Genomic DNA, 20,904 nt, shown 5'->3' with positions numbered 1-20,904 from the left:
CAAAGTGAAAACGCTTTTATTAAAATAGATTTATGAAAACGGTTGCGTAAAAAGAAAAATGATATGAGGAATCGTTTTCATAAAAGGGACAGAAATTATAATTTAAATCATTATGTTGTTATAAATAAAGGGGAGGAAGAACAGATGAAAATTACGTCTTTTGATTTTTGGCAAAAGTTCGGGAAAGCTTTATTAGTTGTTGTAGCCGTAATGCCAGCAGCTGGTTTAATGATTTCCATCGGTAAGTTAATTGGTATGTCTGCTGGGGATGTTAACGCAGTTCATACAATCGCTCGCGTAATGGAAGACATCGGTTGGGCAATCATTACAAATCTACACATCTTATTCGCAGTAGCAATTGGGGGATCTTGGGCGAAAGATCGCGCGGGTGGTGCATTTGCAGCGCTATTAGCATTCGTCTTAACAAACCGAATTACAGGAGCTATATTTGGCGTAAACGCTGAAATGTTAGCGGATTCAAAAGCGAAAGTTTCTTCAGTAATAGCGGGAGATTTAATTGTAAAAGATTACTTTACTTCTGTACTTGGTGCACCTGCATTAAACATGGGAGTGTTCGTAGGGATCATCACAGGTTTCTTAGGAGCTACTTTATATAACAAATATTATAACTATAATAAACTGCCACAGGCATTAGCATTCTTTAATGGAAAACGATTTGTACCATTCGTTGTAATTCTTTGGTCTACAGTTACTGCGATTGTATTATCACTTCTATGGCCATTCATCCAAAGTGGGTTAAATGAATTTGGTCGCTGGATTGCAGCTTCAAAAGATAGCGCACCAGTTGTTGCACCGTTTGTATATGGAACGTTAGAGCGTTTATTATTACCATTTGGTTTACACCATATGTTAACGATTCCGATGAACTATACAGAGCTAGGCGGAACATATACGATGTTAACTGGTTCAAAAGTTGGACAAGTTGTAGCAGGACAAGATCCATTATGGCTTGCATGGATTACAGATTTAAATAATTTACTAGCAAATGGAGATACGAAGGCATATAACGATTTATTAAATAACGTTGTACCAGCTCGTTTCAAAGCTGGACAAGTTATCGGCTCAACAGCAGCGTTAATGGGGATTGCATTTGCGATGTTCCGTAACGTTGATAAAGAAAAGCGTGCAAAATATAAACCAATGTTTTTATCAGCAGCATTAGCAGTATTCTTAACAGGTGTAACAGAACCAATTGAATTCATGTTCATGTTTATTGCTCCAGTATTATATGTTGTATATGCTATTACAACAGGACTTGCATTCGCGCTAGCTGATTTAATTAACTTACGTGTTCATGCATTTGGATTTATTGAGTTAATTACTCGTACACCAATGATGGTTAATGCAGGTTTAACAAGAGACTTAATCAACTTTGTTATTGTTTCATTAGTGTTCTTCGGTCTTAACTTTACACTATTTAATTTCTTAATTAAAAAATTCAATTTACCAACACCAGGGCGTGCAGGTAACTATATTGATAATGAAGATGAGGCATCAGAAGGAACAGGAAATGTACAAGACGGTTCATTAGCAACAAAAGTTATCGATTTATTAGGTGGAAAAGAAAATATTGCTGACGTAGATGCTTGTATGACACGCTTACGTGTAACAGTAAAAGACTTAGATGTTGTTGCACCAGAAGCACAGTGGAAACAAAATGGTGCTTTAGGGCTTATTGTAAAAGATAAAGGTGTACAAGCGGTATATGGTCCGAAAGCTGACGTATTAAAGTCAGACATTCAAGATATGTTAGGTGCGTAATAATATGAAATTGCTAACTTTAAACTGTCATTCTTGGCAAGAAGAGAATCAAATAGAAAAGATAAAATACCTTGCTAAAGTAATTCAAGAAGAAGAGTACGATGTCATCGCATTGCAAGAAGTAAGTCAGTCCATACAAGCTGAAAATGTATGCGGTAACAAGAAAAAAGATAATTTTGGACTTTTACTATTAGAAGAGTTAAAAGCGCTACATGTAAAAGATTACAATATTACTTGGGATTTCTCTCATATTGGTTATGACTTGTACGAAGAAGGATTAGCGATTATAACGAAGCATAATATTATAAAAGAAGATACGTTCTTTATTTCAGAAAACGAGGATACAACGTATTGGAAAACGCGTAAAATTGTAAGTACAACACTTGCTTATAATGGTAAGGATATAACGTTTTACTCTTGCCATCTCGGTTGGTGGAATGATGAAGAAGAGTCATTCAAAGGTCAAGTCGATCGTTTGATGGAGCGTGTAGATAGCAATAAGCTCGCCTTCTTAATGGGGGATTTTAATAACAATGCTCGATTGAAAGGCGAAGGTTATGAGTATATGATGCAAAAAGGGTTGTATGACACATATGAATTAGCAATAGAGAAGGATGAAGGAACGACTGTCCAAGGCGAGATTGCTGGTTGGGATGAAAATAAACATAGTTTGCGAATCGATCTAATATTGTGTAACCAAAGTAAAAAGGTTCATTCTTCAAAAGTTATTTTTAATGGTACAAACAGAAATGTAATTTCAGATCATTTCGGTGTAGAGGTTCAATTGGATATATAATAGAAGAAATCCTCACAGAGAATAAAAGCTGTGAGGATTTTTTTTAGGAATACAAGTATTTCCAAGAGAAAATACTTGTATTTTTTATGACATTTCATATATATTTGTTATTATTGAATGTAAAACCGATTTGGTCATTTTGTATTCATACTTTCACTCACTTCGTTATATAATGAAGTAAGTGAAAGTTAATGGGAAAAAATAGTACGTTTTTGGTTAATACACGATGTAGAAAGTGATATAATTGCAAAATGTATGTATCATTTTCTAAAGAAGGAAAAATATATAATTAGGTGATAACTTCTATGAAACAGATTTGGCGTATTTATAAGACAGATTTACGGAATGTAGCCAAACATTGGGCTGCAATTGTTATTGTTTTAGGATTAATGATTTTACCATCGTTATATGCATGGTTTAACATTAAAGCTTCTTGGGATCCGTATGGAAATACAAAAGAGGTTCCCATTGCAGTTTCTAACCAAGATGCAGGTTCTAATTTAAGAGGGAAAGACATTAATATCGGGAAAGAGATTGTAGACTCCCTTAAGAAAAACAAAAATCTTGGCTGGAAATTTGTAGATGAAAAACAAGCAATTTACGGAGTTGAGCGTGGGGATTATTATGCAAGTATTACGATTCCAAAAGACTTCTCTGAAAAAATTGCAACTGTTCTGGATGAAAATCCTAAAAAACCAGAACTGGATTATTATGTGAATGAAAAAGTAAACGCGATTGCACCGAAGATTACAGCAAAAGGTGCATCAGGCATTACAGAAGAAATTAGTAAAAACTTTGTAAAAACAGCAAACGGTGAGATTTTTAAAGTTTTCAATGATCTTGGAATCGATTTAGAAACAAATTTACCAAGTATCGAAAAAGTAAAAGATCTTGTATTTAAGTTAGAAGCGCAGTTCCCAGAAATGAATACACTTATGGATAAGGCATTAGATGATGCAACTCGAGCAGAAGATGTTGTGAAAGTAGCGCAGAAAGATTTACCTGTTGTAGAGAGTGTAATAAATGATGGGCAGGAAGCGTTGGCGAATTTAGATAAGTTCTTTGCAAGACAAGATCAAACATTAAAAAATGCTCCAGGGACGATAAGAAATGATTTAGTGGCAGCAAAAGGCGTTATGGATAGTGCAGCTGCATTTACTGACTTTTTAATGAATCCAGGTATAGAATTAAATATTCCTGATTTGTCTGGAATGAATGGATTACCTGAATTCCCAGCGAGACCAGATCTTTCTAAGTTGAATAGTGATGGGTATAAAGGGATAGCACAAAATATTAATCAAACAGTAAATAATGTTCTAAGCTCATCACGTGCAGGAACAGCTTATGGAAAAAGTGTTTTAAATGGATTGCAAAATGGTCAGTTTGATCCAGAACAAGCAAAGAAAGATTTAAATGCGGTATCAGAACGATTACAAACTGGTACAGATGGTATTTCATATCTTATTAATTTCTTTACTGAACTTCAAAAATCGGCGACTACTGATTTTGGTCAAAGCTTTTTCCAAGGGCGAGTGAATCACTTAACTAATGTTAAAAAAGGTATGGAAAATGCAAATAACGGTATTAAAGATATTGTAAATGTTATTGGCAAAGGACAAGAAGTAAAGAAAGATGTAACAGATGTAGCGAATCAAAAATTAGATGCAGCAAATGGATTAATTGATCAAGCTGAAAAAGATTATAATGAAACGTTTGTAGCAGATTATAAAAAAGCAGTTAGCACAGTCGATCAAGCCAAAGTTGATGCAAATGCAGTATATGATAATGCAAAAGCAGATTACGATAAAGTAAAAAATGGTATTGAGGGTGCAAAAGCAGATTTACAGAAAGCAAAAGAAGATGTACAAAATAGAGGTATTAACGGTTTAGATTCAACGAAAGTAGCTTTAAATAGCTTAAATGGTCAATTCCAATCTGGAATCGGTTTAATTGATGATATGATTCCTGTTCTAGAAAGTACAAATAAGGTTTTAGCGGATGTAAATAGTGATAAAAACCTTAATAATGGAATCGCAAAATTAAACAAAGCGAAAAGCAGCTTACAAAAAGGTGTAGAGGCAACGAATAAGGGAATTACACTTCTTAACAATGGCCAGAAACCTACAAAAGATGTAATTGAAAGTATTAACAATGCTGCGAAGGGCGGATCAGCTCAATTAACAGATGTATTATCGACGTATGATTCAGAAATTGTACCTAATTTCAATACAGCAATTGCTCGTACAAAAGAGATGTCGAAAAATACAACTCAAATTTTAAATGATGCAGACAAAAAGCTTCCAGATGTTAAAAAATTACTAGAAGATTCATCAAAAGGCTTAGTAGACGGGAAAAAGAAATTAGCAGATATTAAAGCTGAAATGCCAGCTACTGAGAAAAAGATTAAAGAATTAGCAGATAAAATTCGTGATTTTGAATCTGAAGAGGATTTAAAAGACATCATACGCTTATTGAAAAACGATGTTGAAAAGCAAAGTGATTACTTTGCGAATCCAGTAAATTTAAAAGAGAATAAATTATTTGCGATGCCGAACTACGGTTCAGCGATGTCACCATTCTATACAGTGCTTGCATTATGGGTAGGCGCATTATTAATGGTTTCATTATTAACGGTAGAAGTACACGAAGAGGGCGCGAATTATAAGAGCCATGAAATTTACTTCGGACGTTTATTAACATTCTTAACGATAGGTCTTTCACAAGCGTTTATCGTATCGATGGGAGATATATTCTTACTCGGTACGTACGTAGTCGATAAGTTCTGGTTTGTGTTATTTAGTTTATTTATTGGTGGAGTCTTCGTTTGTATCGTATACTCACTCGTTTCTATTTTCGGAAACGTTGGGAAATCGATGGCAATCATTTTACTTGTACTGCAAGTAGCAGGATCGGGCGGAACATTCCCAATCCAAATGACACCAGCGTTCTTCCAAGCGATTTATCCGTTCTTACCATTCACATACGCAATTAGCGCAATTCGTGAAACAGTTGGCGGAATGCTTTGGGATATCGTAACGCGAGATTTACTTGTGTTAAGTGCTTTCGTAGTAGTTATGATCGTTGCTGCGTTATTACTGAAAACACCAATTAACAAATCAAGTGAAAAATTTGTTGAGAATGCAAAAGGAAGTAAAATCATTCACTAAAATAAAAGGTTCCTACCGATAGAGGTAGGAACCTTTTTGTTTAATCAAATTTTAATTTTTTTAATGCTTCTGCGAATGGGTTATTTAATGGTTCTTCTTCTTTTTTCTGTTGTTTCATATATTTTTGAACGTCGCGTTTATCGGCTTTGTTTCCAGATTCTTTTTTACGTCGCTCTTGGAATGTTGATAATTTCTCGCGATAGCCACATTTACATGCGAAAATTTGGCCTGCACCCTCACCACGTAATTCTAGTTTCTTTTTACATTGCGGACAGCGAGCGTTTGTTGTACGAGATACATTTTTACGATGACCACATTCACGATCTTGGCATACGAGCATTTTTCCCTTTTTGCCGTTTACTTCTAGCATTGGTTTACCGCAATCTGGACAAGACTTCGTTGAAATATTGTCATGTTTATATTTTTTATCACTCGATTTAATTTCAGAAACAATTTCTTTCGTATAGTTCTTCATTTCCGAAATGAATACTTCTTTCTTTAATTTTCCTTTTGCAATTGCCTCAAGTTTTTGTTCCCATTCACCAGTTAGTGTAGGTGATTTTAATTCTTCTGGTACTAAATCAAGTAATTGACGACCTTTTGATGTAATGTGAATATCTTTACCACGTTTTTCAATTAAGAAAGAATTGAAAAGTTTGTCGATAATATCTGCACGTGTCGCTACAGTACCTAATCCACCAGTTGATTTTAACGTATCAGCAAGTTGTTTATTTTGCGTATCCATATATTTTGTAGGATTCTCCATTGCTGAAAGTAAAGTTGCTTCATTAAAGCGTGCAGGTGCTTTCGTTTGGCCTGATGTTTGCATAAGTAACTTTACAGTTAATGTATCGCCCTTTTCAATGTGAGGTAGAATCTGCTCTTTTACGTCATCAGTTACATCATCGTCTTCAAATCGATTTTCGTATACTTCCTTCCAACCAGCATGTAAAATCGTTTTTCCGCGTGCAATGAACGTTTCACTACCAACTTTGGTACGTAATGTTAGTTGCTCATATTCGAATGCTGGGAATAAAACAGCTAAGAAACGTTTTACAACTAAATCATAAATTTTGCGTTCTTTATCTGTGAATGCTGAGAAGTTAACGTATCCTTCTGTTGGAATAATCGCATGATGATCGCTTACTTTACTATCATCAACAAATGATTTGTTAGGTTTGATAGGCTTTTGTAATACTTTATGTGCGAAGGGACGGTATTCTCCAACACCACATGCTTTTAGACGTTCTGGAAGTGTTCCAACGATATCAGATGAAATGTAGCGTGAATCTGTACGAGGGTACGTTAGCACTTTATGCTGTTCATACAATTTTTGCATAATATTTAATGTTTCTTTAGCAGAGTAACCGAACTTTTTATTTGCATCACGTTGCAATTCAGTTAAATCGTAAAGACCAGGAGAGAATGACTTCTTCTGTTTCTTATCAATTTCCACAACAGTAGCATTTTGTTTATCTAAACTTTTTACAATACCATCGATTTTTTCTTTATTAAAACTACGGCTATTGCCATTTGCATCTTGCCAAGTAAGTTTGAGCTTCTCCATTGTTTGAGCTTCGATGCCGTAGTAAGTTTGTGCTTTGAAGTTCTTTATTTCATCCTCGCGACTAGCAATCATAGCAACAGTAGGGGTTTGCACACGGCCACAATTTAACTGGGCATTAAAGCGAGTCGTTAAAGCACGAGTTGCATTAAGACCGATATACCAGTCAGCTTCTGAACGCGCAACTGCTGAAGCGTATAAATTGTCATAGGCTTTACCTGGTTTTAAATTTGCAAAACCATCTTTAATTGCTTTATCGGTTACAGAAGAAATCCATAAACGTTTGATTGGTTTATTTATCTTAACTTTATCGATAATCCAGCGTGCGACTAATTCCCCTTCACGTCCAGCGTCTGTTGCTACAATAATTTCATTTACATCTTTTCTAAGTAGCTGACTTTTTACAGCATTAAATTGTTTACCAGTTTGTTTAATAACCGTTAATTTCAAACGCTCAGGTAGCATCGGTAAATCTTCTAAATTCCACTTTTTATATTTCACATCATAGCTTTCTGGATCAGCTAATGTAACAAGATGGCCTAAAGCCCAAGTTACAATATATTTACTACCCTCAAGATAGCCGTTTCCTTTTTTATCACACTTCAGTACACGAGCAATATCTCGTGCAACGGAAGGTTTTTCAGCGATTACAACGCTTTTTGACATATTAAAAACATCCTTTCAAATTTCCATAAGTTAAATATAGCATACATCTTCTTGAGATTCAGTTTCGCTCCATATTTGAGCTGTTTTTAATGGAGTGAACAAAATCCCAACTGATTAAAGTTTCACTTTATCAGTTGCTTCTATATTAAATAGAAAAGTAAAGAACTTGTTATTTTACTAGAATAAGAGTAGACTTTGAAGTAGATGAATAAGAAACACATGGGAGTTTGTGGATACAAACTGAGAGTATGACTAGTCCGTCATTGACCATTTGAACCTGTTGGATAATGCCAGCGTAGGGAGAGTGTAAAAGCACATGTTCAGGCACTTTGCGTACGCGCGAAGTGTCTTTTTGTGTATCTCCCATCATTATAGTTAGGAGATGAAAAGGATGAATATGAAAGAAATTAGTAAAGTAGTGGATTTGGTGAGAGAATCTAATCCGCTTGTTCATAATATTACAAATGTTGTTGTAACAAATTTTACTGCTAACGGTTTGTTGGCACTTGGGGCATCGCCTGTAATGGCGTATGCAAAAGAAGAAGTAGCAGAAATGGCTAGCATTGCTGGAGCGTTAGTATTAAATATGGGGACACTTCGTCCTGAAGAAGTAGAAGCGATGTTACTCGCAGGTAAATCAGCAAATGCGAACAATGTGCCAGTACTATTTGATCCAGTTGGTGCAGGAGCAACTTCGTATCGAACAGAAGTTGCGAGACATATTCCGGCTGAAATCGATTTAGCAATTATCCGCGGAAATGCAGCTGAAATAGCAAATGTTATTAATGAGAAATGGGAAATTAAAGGGGTAGACGCTGGTACTGGACATGGCAATGTTGTAAGTATTGCAAGGCAGGCAGCAGACGAATTAAATACAGTTGCGGTTATTACTGGAAAAGAAGATGTTGTTACAGATGGAGAGAGAACTATTGTTATTCGAAACGGTCACCCTATTTTAACGAAAGTTACGGGAACAGGTTGTTTACTAACTTCGGTAATAGGAGCATTTGTAGCAGTAGAAAAAGATTATGTAAAAGCAGCAGTAGCTGCATTAACATTTTATGGAGTAGCAGCGGAACTAGCAGCGGCTAAAACGGTAGAAAAAGGACCTGGTAGTTTCCAAATTGAATTTTTAAATCAGTTAGCGAATACTACTTCTGATGATATTGAGAAGTATGGGAAGATTGAGGAGTTAAAGTAAGGGGGAGGAAACACACGATGCGCATTGAAACAAAGAAAATGTCTAAGTTATTACAGGTGTATTTTATTATGGGAAGTAATAATTGCGCGAAGGATCCTTTATCTGTATTGAAAGAAGCATTAGATGGTGGAGTGACACTTTTTCAATTTCGTGAAAAGGGAGAAGGGGCTTTAATTGGAGAAGAAAGAGTGCGTTTTGCAAAAGAATTGCAGGCGCTTTGTAAGGAATATAGTGTTCCTTTCATTGTAAATGATGATGTAGAATTAGCCATTGAATTAGATGCAGATGGTGTTCATGTAGGACAAGATGATGAAGGAATTACATCTGTTCGTGAAAAAATGGGAGATAAAATTATCGGCGTATCTGCTCATACAATTGAAGAAGCACGCTTTGCAATCGAAAACGGAGCAGATTATTTAGGTGTTGGACCTATTTTCCCAACGAGTACGAAAAAAGATACGAAAGCGGTTCAAGGAACGAAAGGATTAGCTTATTTTAGAGAACAAGGAATTACAGTGCCAATCGTTGGTATTGGTGGGATTACAATTGAAAATACAGTGGCAGTTATAGAAGCGGGTGCGGACGGTGTTTCAGTTATTTCAGCAATTAGCTTAGCTGAATCTGCGTATGAAAGTACGAGAAAATTAGCTGAAGAAGTAAAGAGAAGTTTGTAGGGAAGGACGTGTAGTATTTTAAGTGCTACATGGAGAAATAGACTGCCCCAAAATTTAAACAAATATTTGATTAAAAAAGCACAAACCTTTTTAAATAAAGGTTTGTGCTTTTTCTTTAAAACATAATTGAAATTAAGAGCATTCCAATTCCGATAGAAGTAAATGTTGCAATTAGGCCCGGAATCATAAAACTATGATTTAATACGTATTTACCGATACCTGTTGTACCAGTGCGGTCGAAGTTAATGGCAGCAACGATTGTTCCATAGTTTGGAATGAAGAAGTATCCGTTCACTGCAGGGAACATAGCAATCAGTAATGCTGGCGGAATACCAAGAGATAGTCCAAGTGGCATTAAGGCACGAACTGTTGCTGCTTGGCTGTACAGTAAAATAGATAGAATGAATAATGCGATAGCAAATAGCCATGGTGCACTTGTTACTAAATGCTGAATGGATCCTTGAATCATATTTAAGTTTCCGTTAAAGAAAGTATCTCCCATCCAAGCGATACCGAAAATAGCAACAACTGCTGTTGCTCCTGCTTTAAAGACGTTACCAGATACAATGCTTTCTACATTTGGTTTACAGAAAATAATAATAAGGGCCGCGATAGTTAACATAACCATCTCAATTGTGTTCGGCATGGAAAGACGAGCTAACTTCCCATCAACTATCCATCCTGGACGAAGTGCTTCAAATGAACCAAGAAGTACAACAAGGAAGGTTCCTACAAGGAAAAGGATAACTGATAATTTGGCGCCCTTTACACCTACAAATTCTTTTTTCTCTTCAAGTTTAGGAATCATTCCTTCGTTTAATCGTTTTAAGTATTCAGGGTCTTCATTTAATTCTTTTCCCATCTTACTAGCAACAAATGCTGCTAACATACAAGCAATGAAAGTAGAAGGAATACTCACTTTTAAAATATCTAATAAAGTGATTTTATAGTCAGCTAACATTGCTAAAAGAGCAACTGTGGCAGCTGAAATTGGACTAGCTGTAATTGCTTGTTGAGAAGCGATTACGGCAATCGACATTGGGCGTTCCGGTCTAATCCCTGATTCACGAGAGACTTCTGCAATAACAGGAAGTACAGAATAGGCAACGTGACCAGTACCTGCACATAGTGTGAATAAATAAGTAACAATTGGAGCAAAAAAAGTAATACGCTTTGGATTTTTTCGTAATGCTTTTTCAGCTAGATGAACAAGATAGTCCATTCCTCCAGCAGCTTGCAAAGCACCAGCAGCTGTAATTACTGCCAAAATCATAAGCATTACATCGATAGGAGGCGCGGTAGGTTGTAAGTGGAAGACAAAAACGAGTATTGCCATACCAACTCCACCCATTACTCCTAAACCAACTCCGCCTAGGCGTGCACCAATAAAAATACAGAGTAACAAGGTAAGAAATTGTAGCCAAAACATGATAAACTACCTCCGAAATTCATTAGTTAAGATATATTCGAATAGTTTAATTTGAATGAAAATTAAATAAATACCCGAAGAAATCCTTGTTATTAATACATTTTTTATTATATAACACAAAAAAAGTAACATTCACGTACTTTTTGAAATTATTTTGAAAAAACAATGCGTTAAAAATTTGTATTTATATCTCTAAATAAGTAGACATTTTGATTTATATGTTGTAATCTTTGAAAGAGAATAAATTAATTCTCATAGAACTCCCATATCGTTCAACTCGTTCAGCGAGAAAGGCAAACTGATGGAAACATGAGGACGCAAAACTACAGGAGCTAAGGTCGAAAGGCTATGCTAGCCAGTTACCGGACGGATAGGGTTGGTCTTTGCCAATGCTTTTACATTGGCTTTTTTTTATTCTCGAACATATTGAGAAACATTTTTAAACAAAATATTCATATATTTTGTTTTTTTTGTTTATGTTAGTTAAGGAAGGTGGATATTAATGAAAAAATATTGGCATAAGTTATCGTTCCTTCAAAAGAACGTCTTATTAACCGTACTAGTTATTTTGACGCTTGTTGGAAGTATGGGTGCGTTAAGTTTCAACATGTTTCAAAATAGTATGATGTCTTTATTTGAAAGGCAGTCTATTGAAACAGGAGAAATAGTATTAAAAAAATTGGATTTAGAGTTAGTTAGAGACATGGCGAAAGATCCTACAGCCGAAAAAGTGAAAAAAGAAAAGTTAACAGAGAAATTAGATGAAGTTTCAAAAGAATTGAAAAGTGTTGGACAAACGTATGTTACAGGAGCAAAGCCGAATGAAAAGCGAGAATTAAAACTCGTTGGTTTGACTACAGAGTTAACAAATGCATTCCCTATAAAGACGGGAGATTATTATGAACAACCCGCTCATTGGATGAAGGCATACGATAAAGTGATTGATACGAAAAAGGCACAAATGACAGAAGTATATGAAGATGAAATAGGTTCGTGGGTGACAATATTAGAACCAATTACGGATGGAGAAAACAATATTGTTGCAATTATTGCGGCTGACCTAGATGCTTCCATTGTTCCTATTACAAAAGAGAAGTTTATGATACAGGGCTTACTCTTTATCATTATTTCATTAGCAATTGCGACTATTACTCAATTCTTTATCGTGCGTCACTCGCTAGCTCCATTAAAAGATTTACGAGAAGGGTTACGTAAAATTGGTGAAGGAGACTTAAGTATTAAATTAAAAGAAAGACCAGATGATATTGGAATTATTAATGTTTATTTCAATAACACGATTGAAAAATTTAAAGGGATTATAGATAAAGTAAGGCAAACTGCTGAGCAAGTTTCTTCTTCTTCGCAAGAGTTGTCAGCGAGTACAGAGGAAAATAGCATGGCAGTTCAAGAGATTGCAAGTTCTATTGAAGGTTTAAGAGTAGGGGCACAGTCTCAAAAAACGTCAGTACAACAATGTTTAGGAATTGTACATGGAATGGAAGATAAGGTAGAAGAGATAACTGGGGCTGCAAAACAAGTTGCAGTTGCTTCTGAAGGTATGGAGCAACATTCAATTGAAGGTAATGAAGTGATTGGACAAATTATTAATCAAATGAGTTTAATCCAAAATGCAGTACAAGATTTATCTTCCATCATTTATTCGTTAGAAACAAGGTCAAAAGAAATTAGTGATATCGTAACTGTAATTACAGGTATTTCAAATCAAACAAATCTATTAGCTTTAAATGCTTCTATTGAGGCTTCACGTGCTGGAGCAGCTGGAAGAGGGTTTGCGGTTGTTGCTGATGAAGTACGAAAATTAGCAGAACAAACTGAAGCGTCTGCAAAAGATATAGCGAAATTAATTGGTGAAACACAAGCTGAGACAGAAGATGCTGTAGTTTCCATGCAAAAAGGTTCAAAAGAAGTAGAAACTGGAATTTCACTTGTTCAAAGTAGTGGAGATTTCTTTGAAAAAATTTCAAAATCAGCGCAATCTGTTACAGATCAAGTAAAAGCTGTTTCTGGTAATTCGAGTGACATTTTACAAAATAGCCAAAATATTGTTCAAGTTGTAAATGAATTATCGCATATTGCAAATACTTATGCCAACAGCAGTAGTAATGTTGAAGAAAGCATGAAAGAGCAAGAAATATCAGTACAAGATATTGCAGAATTAGCGACTTCTTTAAGTTGGCTTTCTCAGGAATTACAAGAGCTAATTGGTGAGTTTAAAAGTGAATAAGAAGAAAGATCAATTCTAATCAAAGGGGGATCCCCCTTTGATTATGAATTGAACGAATCTGCCCGTTAATAAGGGATGAAAAAGGTGTGAATTTTCACACCTTTATTATATTTGAGAGAGGAATTTACATAAATATGAAATTAGCGATTTCTTATAATGAGATGGTAAAAGAATTTTTAGGAAAAGTAGAAGGAAATATTACAATACCTAAAGATGTGCAAGGAAAAGAAATTAGAATGAAAAGAAAAACGGAACTGTTTCTAAATTTGACTCATATTGTAGATTTAATAGGAGCGACTGCAACGTGGTTATATCATATTTCTAAAGAAAAACATATTGTCGTGTTTTATCATGTAAGAGGAAGTTTATTTCCGATTACTATTGAAGTTTCTAATTTTCTTTCCTATGAAAGTTTGAATCTACAGATTGAAGAGCAACTGGAACAAATTAAAGAAATAAATGCGGAAGAAATAGAAGAGTTTCAAAATGGTAAGAAATTATATGAAATGTCACCTATTATTATTGGTGAAACATATTATGAGCTACAAGATGCGAATACATTACAATTTGTATTTAGTAAAAATATGCAAAGTGTAGAAATAATATTTAATAGTGTTAATTGGAAAGAGACAACGATTACTCGTTATGCACAACAAATACAAGGTGTTTTAATTGATAAATCACAAAATAATAATAAACGCATAAAACATTTTAATATTATTACAGAGGCCGAGATGGCACTTTATAGTCAAGTGAATGATACGACAGCGGTATATCCTGAGAAAAGTATCGTCGATATGTTCTATAATACTGTTACTCAATTTCCAAATCGTATAGCTTTATCTTCAAGGGAAGGTACTTTAACTTATGAGGAGTTAAATAAAAAAAGTAATCAAATAGCTCATATGTTAATTAAAAACGGCGTGCGATTAGGAGACTATGTTGGAATATTTATGAAACGTAGCATAGACACAGTAGTAAGTATGGTAGCTATATTAAAAGCTGGTGCAGCGTATGTTCCAATTGATCCAGATTATCCCGAAAGTAGAATACAGTACATTATTCAAGATAGCCAAGCGAAAGTTATATTGATGAAAGAGACGCCTATAACATGTGATGGAGTTCAAACTGTTTCAATTTATGATAGTGAAACTTGTGAAGATATAGATGTAAAGTTGTCTATTCATTGTGATGATGTAGCTTATATGATTTATACATCTGGTTCAACAGGGAATCCAAAGGGAACGATGTTAGCACATAGAGGCGTTGTTAATCTGTATACTTGGATGAAAAAGCAATATGAATTGACAGAAGAGGATGTATTTGCCCAATTTCCTTCCTTTAGTTTCGATGCCTCTGTATGGGAGTCATTTGCTTCTTTATTCTGTGGAGGAAACTTGTATGTATTATTAGAGGAAGAGCGATTGTCTGTAGAAGCATTTGCACATGCAATCTATAAAGTGAAAGCAACTTCGATCTTGGCATTAGCAACAATTTTTGTTCGACAAGTAGCAACGTATTTAGCAGAAGAAGATATATATAAGCTAGCTTCCCTAAAAAGAATTGCGATTGGCGGTGAAATGTTGCCTGTAGAGGTTATTAAATTGTGGAGAGAAAGAATAGGTACAAATGTTGAAATTCATAATGTATACGGACCGACAGAATGTACTGTAGTGACGACAACCTATAAAATACCTAGTCAGTTAAATGAGGATGTTGCGAGTATTCCCATTGGTAAACCATGTGCTAATTATCAAGTTATGATTTTGGATGAGAATATGAATCTTTGTCCAATTGGTGTACCTGGTGAATTATATATAGATTCAGTAGGATTAGCAAAAGGGTATTTTAATAAACCTAATAAAACAATTGAAGCTTTTATTCCGAACCCTTTTAATCCTATAGTTAATATATATAAAACAGGTGATATCGTTAAGTTGCTAGAGGATGGAAATATAGAGTTTTTACATCGGAAAGATGATCAAGTAAAAATTAGAGGACATCGTATTGAACTAGGAGAAATCCAAAGTAAAATTTCTCAAAATCATAATATAAAAGAAAATGCTGTTTTTGCTAAGAAGAGTAAGGAAGGTAGCCAATATTTAATCGCGTTCTATACAACTTTAAATAAAAAAGAAATACCAGAATTAGTTTATCAGTTACAAGAGCAGTTACCAGATTATATGGTGCCATCTAAACTAATTTATATTAATGAATTACCACTTACACCTAATAAAAAGATTGATGTTAAAAAGTTAGCCCAGTTAGAAGAAAAGTATGAACCGCTTCGTCTACAAGAATATGTTGCACCTTCTAATAAAGCAGAGAAGCAAATAGCGAATGCTTGGGCGGAAGTATTAGGAATTTCAAAAATTGGAGTGCATGATGATTTCTTTACAATTGGTGGACACTCATTGAAAGTATTACGAGTATTAACATTGTTAAAAGAAGACTTCTCGCATTTAACAATTCAAGATTTCTTTAAAGAAAGAACGATATATGGATTAGCTCGAATTGAGCGAGAAGTAAAAGTAGAGAAAGAAGAAGTATTTCGGGAATATAAAGTAATTCACGAACCAGATACTATTACGTATGCAAACGTTTTTGAAGAAAAACAGATTTCAAATGTCTTTTTAACAGGAGCTACTGGTTATTTAGGATCACACATATTATATGAATTGCTAAGAGATACATCTGCTACTATTTATTGTTTAGTAAGACCAACCAAAGATGTGCAGCAAAGAATTATAGATACATTAACAGGCTATTTTAATGATATATGTGAAGAATGGTTACAGCGTATACAGGCCGTAGCTGGCGATCTAGGAGAAGAGTATCTTGGGATGAGCGAAGAAGAATTTATGTTCATCAGTTCTAAGATGGATACGATAATTCATTGCGGTGCAGATGTAAGACATTTTGGAGATGTAAAACAATTTGAAAATATAAATGTACAAGGGACTAGCCGTATGCTAGCATTAGCGGAAAAAGGCGCTACATTCCATTTTATTTCTACAATTGGTATCCCGTTAGAATTAGCGGTAGATCAATGGGATACATACATGAAAACTGGTGATTTTAATTACAGTGTAGACTTAGAGAATGTATATTCAAATAGTAAACTACAAGCGGAAAACATTGTTCGTGAAGCAATGAAAAATGGTTTGCGTGGAAATATTTATCGTGCAGGTAATTTAGCATGTCATTCAGAAACAGGTTCGTTCCAACAAAATATTGAAGGAAACGCATTTTATCGTCTTATTAAAACAATGCTATTAATTGGGAAAGCACCAAATGTGAAGTGGAAAGTTGATTTCACACCAATTGATTTTGCTAGTAAATCAATTGTATCGTATTTACAAGATGCGCAAATTGTAGGAGAGACGTTACATATTTGTCATCCACATCAAATTGAGTTTGAACAATTTATACAGCTAATTGGAGAGTGTGGATACAATCTTGAAATGGTTCCACTTTCAGAATATGAAAATGCCGGACTGGAATTAGCAAAGGGAAATGAAGTAATAGCAGAGTTAATTGCTTCTCAAGTTGCAGGAGATGGAGCACAGCAATCTGAAATTGTAATGGGTACACGTAGAACGAATGAATGGATTAAGAAAAAAGAATTGAAAGTACCAGCAATTAATAAAGAATTTATACAGCAGTTATTAGCTTATGGTGAAAAAGTTGGATATTTTCCAAAAATAATGAAATGATTATGCATGCTTTTGTTTGTTCAATAAAATAAATCATGCTACAATGAAAACGAATTAAGGACCGGGGAGCCAATTGGCTGAGAGGATGTAAGTAAACATCGACCCTCAACCTGATCTGGATAATGCCAGCGTAGGGAGTTACTTAAAGTGATGTAGCATATGTTATTCTATAATAACTTGCATACAAGGCTTTCCTACGCAGTAGGAAAGCCTTTTCTTATTTTTGAAATTTAATTTTATAAGGGGGATTTTATTATGTCACAACAAGTTACAATGTCATTTTCAGTAGTACCACAAGCGAAAACGAAAGATGTATATTCTGTTGTCGATAAAGCAATTGAAGTTGTGCAACAATCGGGAGTTCGTTATGAAGTAGGGGCAATGGAAACAACTTTGGAAGGAGAATTAGATGTACTTCTTGATGTCGTTAAACGTGCACAACAAGCTTGCGTCGATGCTGGAGCAGAAGAAGTGATTACTTCTATTAAAATCCATTATCGTCCAAGCACTGGTGTAACGATAGATGAAAAGGTTTGGAAGTACCGTGATGAATATGCAAAACCAGAAGCAATCTAAACTTATTACAACTATTTGGCTTATCCTTCTCATTGCGATATGGGAAGGATCTGTTTCATTATTTAAAATCGAACCGTGGATTTTACCAAAGCCTTCTGCCATTGTTCAAGAATTAATTGGGATGAAAGATTTACTATTACCAAATACGATGCAAACACTGCAGGAAGTTATAATTGGACTATTCTTTGCAATTTTATTGGGGACGAGCATCGCAATTATTATGGACGTTATACCGTTATTTCGTATTTTAATAAATCCATTGCTCGTTATTTCGCAAACAATTCCAATTGTTGTACTTGCACCACTATTTATTATTTGGTTTGGATATGGGATGTTGCCGAAAGTAATGGTCGTAATACTCGTTTGTTTCTTCCCAATTGCGCTTAGTATTTTAGAAGGTTTTCAAACAGTAGATAAAAACATGTTGAAGCTGTTACAAACAATGAAGGCGACGAAATGGCAAGTTTACCAGAAAGTAAAATTTCCAGCAGTGCTTCCATACTTTTTCTCAGGCTTAAAAATTGCAGTTACATATAGCGTAATGGGGGCAATTATCGGAGAATGGCTCGGTGCAAGTGAAGGATTAGGCGTTATGCTTACGAGGGCTACAAAATCCTTTTTGACTGCCCGAGTATTTGGTGTTGCAGCAATCATCGTTATGGTGACATTGTGTCTGTATTTTATCGTAGAGTTTATGGCAAGAATAACAGCACCATGGATATATAGAAAGGACGGCAGAAAATGAAAAAAGGTTTGAAAGTTATGTTAGCTGCCTTAGTAGCGGTAGGCGTGGCTGGATGTAATCCGGCGAAGAAAGAAGAAAGTAAAAGTAAAGATCAAAAAGTAAAAGTAGTATTAGATTGGTTTCCAAATACGAATCATACTGGCTTATATGTAGCACAAACGAAAGATTATTACAAAAAGCAAGGATTAGATGTAGAAATTATTCAACCGGGTGACAATGTAACAGCAGAGCAAATGATAGCATCAGGAAAAGCTGACTTCGCAATAAGCGCACAAGAAAATGTAACGTTGGCTCGTGTGGAAGGGATTCCTGTTGTATCTGTCGGAGCGATTATTCAGCATAACACTTCAGCATTTGCATCACTTAAGAAAGATAATATGACGTCACCGAAAGATTTTGAAGGTAAACGTTACGGCGGCTGGGGAGGACCAGCAGAAGAAGCGACATTAAAGACGATTATGGATAAGCATCAAGCTGATTTTAATAAAGTTGAAAAAATCATCTTAGGACAAACCGATTTCTTTAAATCAATCGGCCGTGATGCAGACTTTGAATGGATTTATTACGGATGGGATGGAATTGAAGCGAAGCGCCAAGGAAAAGAGTTAAATACGATTATGGTAAAAGACTTAGACCCAGCGCTTGATTTCTATAGTCCTGTTATTATTACGAGTGAAAAACATACGAAGCAAGATAAAGACTTTGTGAAAAAGTTTATGAGTGCAACAACAGAAGGTTATAATTTTGCAATTAAGGAACCGAAAGAAGCTGCTGATATTTTAATTAAAGCTGTTCCAGATGTAAATAAAGATTTAGTTCAAGAAAGCCAAAAATGGTTAAGTACGAAGTATCAAGATGATGCTAAAGCATGGGGAGTACAGAAGGAAGAAATTTGGACGAATTACATGAATTTCTTATATGACAACAAAGTTATTAAAAAGAAAATCGATGTAAAAGATGCTTTTACAAATGAATTCCTTCCAAGTGAAAAATGAGCGGATTACAAATAAAAAATATAGTGAAATCTTTCGATGGAAAGAATGTACTAGAGAAGATTAGTGCCTCTATACAAGAGGGAGAGTTTGTCTCCTTTGTAGGCCCGAGTGGTTGCGGGAAAAGCACATTATTAAACATGATTGCAAATGTTGAAAAACCAACAAGCGGGAACGTAACGTATAACGATAAGCAAGTACAAGAGCAAGATGTTGTTAGTTATATGCCACAACAAGATTTATTACTACCGTGGCGATCAGCTTTGCAAAATATCGTTCTTCCGTTAGAAATTGAAGGAAAGCCGAAAAAACAAAGACTGACAGAAGGAATGGAAGCATTAAAGCAGTTCGAACTAGATGAATATGCAGACCATTATCCAGATGAATTGTCTGGTGGTATGCGTCAAAGAATTAGTTTTCTGCGCACCTATTTATGTGAAAAGCCAATTATGCTGCTTGATGAGCCTTTTGGAAAGTTAGATGCATTTACAAAAATGGAAGTACATAGCTGGCTTTTAAACTCTTGGCATCAAGAGAAGCAAACAATCGTTATGGTGACACATGACTTAGATGAGGCAATCTTGCTGTCTGACCGTGTATTTATTTTATCTCAAAGACCAGCGTCAATAGTTGGCGAGGTACAAGTGAAATTACCTAGGCCGAGAACGATGGATATGTTAACATCACTCGAATTAAAAAAGGATAAAGAAGAGATTTTAAGTGTGTTAGCTCCTTATATGAAAAAATAGAAAAAGCTGATGTTTTAATTTTAGACGAACCGACTAATCATTTGGATGTAGAAACTAAGATGGCTTTACAGGAAGCGTTACAACAATACAAAGGAACGGTTTTAATTGTCTCACATGAACCTTCTTTCTATGAATCGTGGATAACAAAAGTATGGAATATAGAAGATTGGAATGCTGAACAATATGAATAAAGAAAAGGCATTAGCTTTTATGGGCTAATGCCTTTTCTTTGTGATTAACATGATTTTCGAGAACTCTTACATGAGAATTGTATGAAGAAGCACTCTTATGGTGCGCTTATAAGCGTGCTTTTTCTTTTGTTATATTTATAATAATACGAAAGCCTTTCCCTAACAGGTGACTATCTTTCTTTATATATATAGATAGTTCAAAATGGAATAAAAATAATTCCTATATGTAAAGGATAATATGGATATTATAGGAAGACAATAGAAATTAAAGGGAATTCATTTAAAATTCAAATGAACTTCATATAAACTTCATATAGAAACTAAATATAATTATAATAGTTTATTTTATTTTTTGATTTTTCATAAAATTAAAAGTTTGAATTTAGGATGTATTGCTCAAACCTAAATTCA

13 protein-coding genes, 1 pseudogene and 3 riboswitches are annotated in these 20,904 nt (G+C 34.8%); of the genes and pseudogenes, 12 read left to right on the top strand and 2 right to left on the bottom strand.

Annotation, left to right across the window (positions count from 1 at the left end):
* The first annotated feature begins 144 nt into the window (after window positions 1-144).
* The 3 genes from MR143_RS17140 (at window position 145) to MR143_RS17130 (ending at window position 5,745) form a co-directional block, all read left to right on the top strand.
* The gene (locus MR143_RS17140) at window positions 145-1,782 is read left to right on the top strand and encodes a PTS transporter subunit IIBC (protein ID WP_000705560.1); all 1,638 of its coding nucleotides are present in this window, start codon (window positions 145-147) and stop codon (window positions 1,780-1,782) included.
* Between the two features lie 4 nt (window positions 1,783-1,786).
* Entirely contained in the window at window positions 1,787-2,578 is a 792-nt protein-coding gene (locus tag MR143_RS17135; RefSeq protein WP_000771976.1) for an endonuclease/exonuclease/phosphatase family protein, read from the top strand.
* Window positions 2,579-2,883: 305 nt separating this feature from the next.
* The gene (locus tag MR143_RS17130) at window positions 2,884-5,745 is read left to right on the top strand and encodes a YhgE/Pip domain-containing protein (protein WP_242280870.1); all 2,862 of its coding nucleotides are present in this window, start codon (window positions 2,884-2,886) and stop codon (window positions 5,743-5,745) included.
* A gap of 40 nt (window positions 5,746-5,785) precedes the next feature.
* Here MR143_RS17130 and topB read toward each other — a convergent pair whose 3' ends face one another.
* Window positions 5,786-7,975 carry a DNA topoisomerase III gene (topB, locus tag MR143_RS17125; protein WP_000047287.1) on the bottom strand — a complete coding sequence of 730 codons (2,190 nt, stop codon included), beginning with the start codon at window positions 7,973-7,975 and terminating at the stop codon, window positions 5,786-5,788.
* A gap of 209 nt (window positions 7,976-8,184) precedes the next feature.
* A riboswitch (TPP riboswitch) is annotated at window positions 8,185-8,294 on the top strand.
* A gap of 72 nt (window positions 8,295-8,366) precedes the next feature.
* On the opposite strand from topB, the gene thiM reads away from it, so the two are divergent.
* Both thiM and thiE read left to right on the top strand, forming a co-directional pair.
* Entirely contained in the window at window positions 8,367-9,176 is an 810-nt protein-coding gene (gene thiM, locus MR143_RS17120) for a hydroxyethylthiazole kinase (RefSeq protein ID WP_001056091.1), read from the top strand.
* A 17-nt stretch (window positions 9,177-9,193) separates the two neighbouring features.
* Complete coding sequence (thiE, locus tag MR143_RS17115; protein ID WP_001217745.1) at window positions 9,194-9,850, top strand: thiamine phosphate synthase; 657 nt, start codon at window positions 9,194-9,196, stop codon at window positions 9,848-9,850.
* A gap of 115 nt (window positions 9,851-9,965) precedes the next feature.
* Here the strand turns inward: thiE and MR143_RS17110 are convergent, their stop codons facing one another.
* Entirely contained in the window at window positions 9,966-11,279 is a 1,314-nt protein-coding gene (locus tag MR143_RS17110) for an anaerobic C4-dicarboxylate transporter family protein (protein WP_000498707.1), read from the bottom strand.
* Between the two features lie 282 nt (window positions 11,280-11,561).
* A riboswitch (cyclic di-GMP riboswitch) is annotated at window positions 11,562-11,646 on the top strand.
* Between the two features lie 135 nt (window positions 11,647-11,781).
* Here MR143_RS17110 and MR143_RS17105 point away from each other — a divergent pair.
* From MR143_RS17105 to MR143_RS17075, 7 genes and pseudogenes are all read left to right on the top strand, one after another.
* On the top strand, window positions 11,782-13,524 hold the full coding sequence (locus tag MR143_RS17105; RefSeq protein WP_000761074.1) for a methyl-accepting chemotaxis protein: 1,743 nt from the start codon (window positions 11,782-11,784) through the stop codon (window positions 13,522-13,524).
* 134 nt (window positions 13,525-13,658) lie between these two features.
* Window positions 13,659-17,240 carry a non-ribosomal peptide synthetase family protein gene (locus MR143_RS17100; protein ID WP_000761455.1) on the top strand — a complete coding sequence of 1,194 codons (3,582 nt, stop codon included), beginning with the start codon at window positions 13,659-13,661 and terminating at the stop codon, window positions 17,238-17,240.
* A gap of 52 nt (window positions 17,241-17,292) precedes the next feature.
* A riboswitch (TPP riboswitch) is annotated at window positions 17,293-17,394 on the top strand.
* A 101-nt stretch (window positions 17,395-17,495) separates the two neighbouring features.
* Entirely contained in the window at window positions 17,496-17,816 is a 321-nt protein-coding gene (locus MR143_RS17095) for an MTH1187 family thiamine-binding protein (protein ID WP_000082906.1), read from the top strand.
* A complete protein-coding gene (locus MR143_RS17090; protein ID WP_001057166.1) occupies window positions 17,788-18,561 on the top strand; it encodes an ABC transporter permease in 774 nt (257 codons plus the stop codon). Before MR143_RS17095 ends, MR143_RS17090 begins: the two co-directional genes overlap by 29 nt.
* Window positions 18,558-19,556: an ABC transporter substrate-binding protein gene (locus MR143_RS17085; RefSeq protein ID WP_000715577.1), complete on the top strand. Its 999-nt coding sequence runs from the start codon at window positions 18,558-18,560 to the stop codon at window positions 19,554-19,556. The genes MR143_RS17090 and MR143_RS17085 overlap by 4 nt, the downstream gene beginning before the upstream one ends.
* Window positions 19,553-20,302: an ABC transporter ATP-binding protein gene (locus tag MR143_RS17080; RefSeq protein ID WP_000016076.1), complete on the top strand. Its 750-nt coding sequence runs from the start codon at window positions 19,553-19,555 to the stop codon at window positions 20,300-20,302. Before MR143_RS17085 ends, MR143_RS17080 begins: the two co-directional genes overlap by 4 nt.
* Window positions 20,299-20,493: pseudogene (locus MR143_RS17075) on the top strand (P-loop NTPase family protein); the annotation flags it as partial. The gene MR143_RS17080 and the pseudogene MR143_RS17075, both read left to right, overlap by 4 nt.
* Between the last annotated feature and the right edge of the window lie 411 nt (window positions 20,494-20,904).

The sequence above is a fragment of the Bacillus cereus group sp. BfR-BA-01347 genome, assembly GCF_022663835.1.
GTDB lineage: Bacteria > Bacillota > Bacilli > Bacillales > Bacillaceae_G > Bacillus_A > Bacillus_A thuringiensis_K.
Note: the sequence above shows the minus strand (reverse complement) of the source record. Positions and strands in the feature narration are given on the sequence as shown.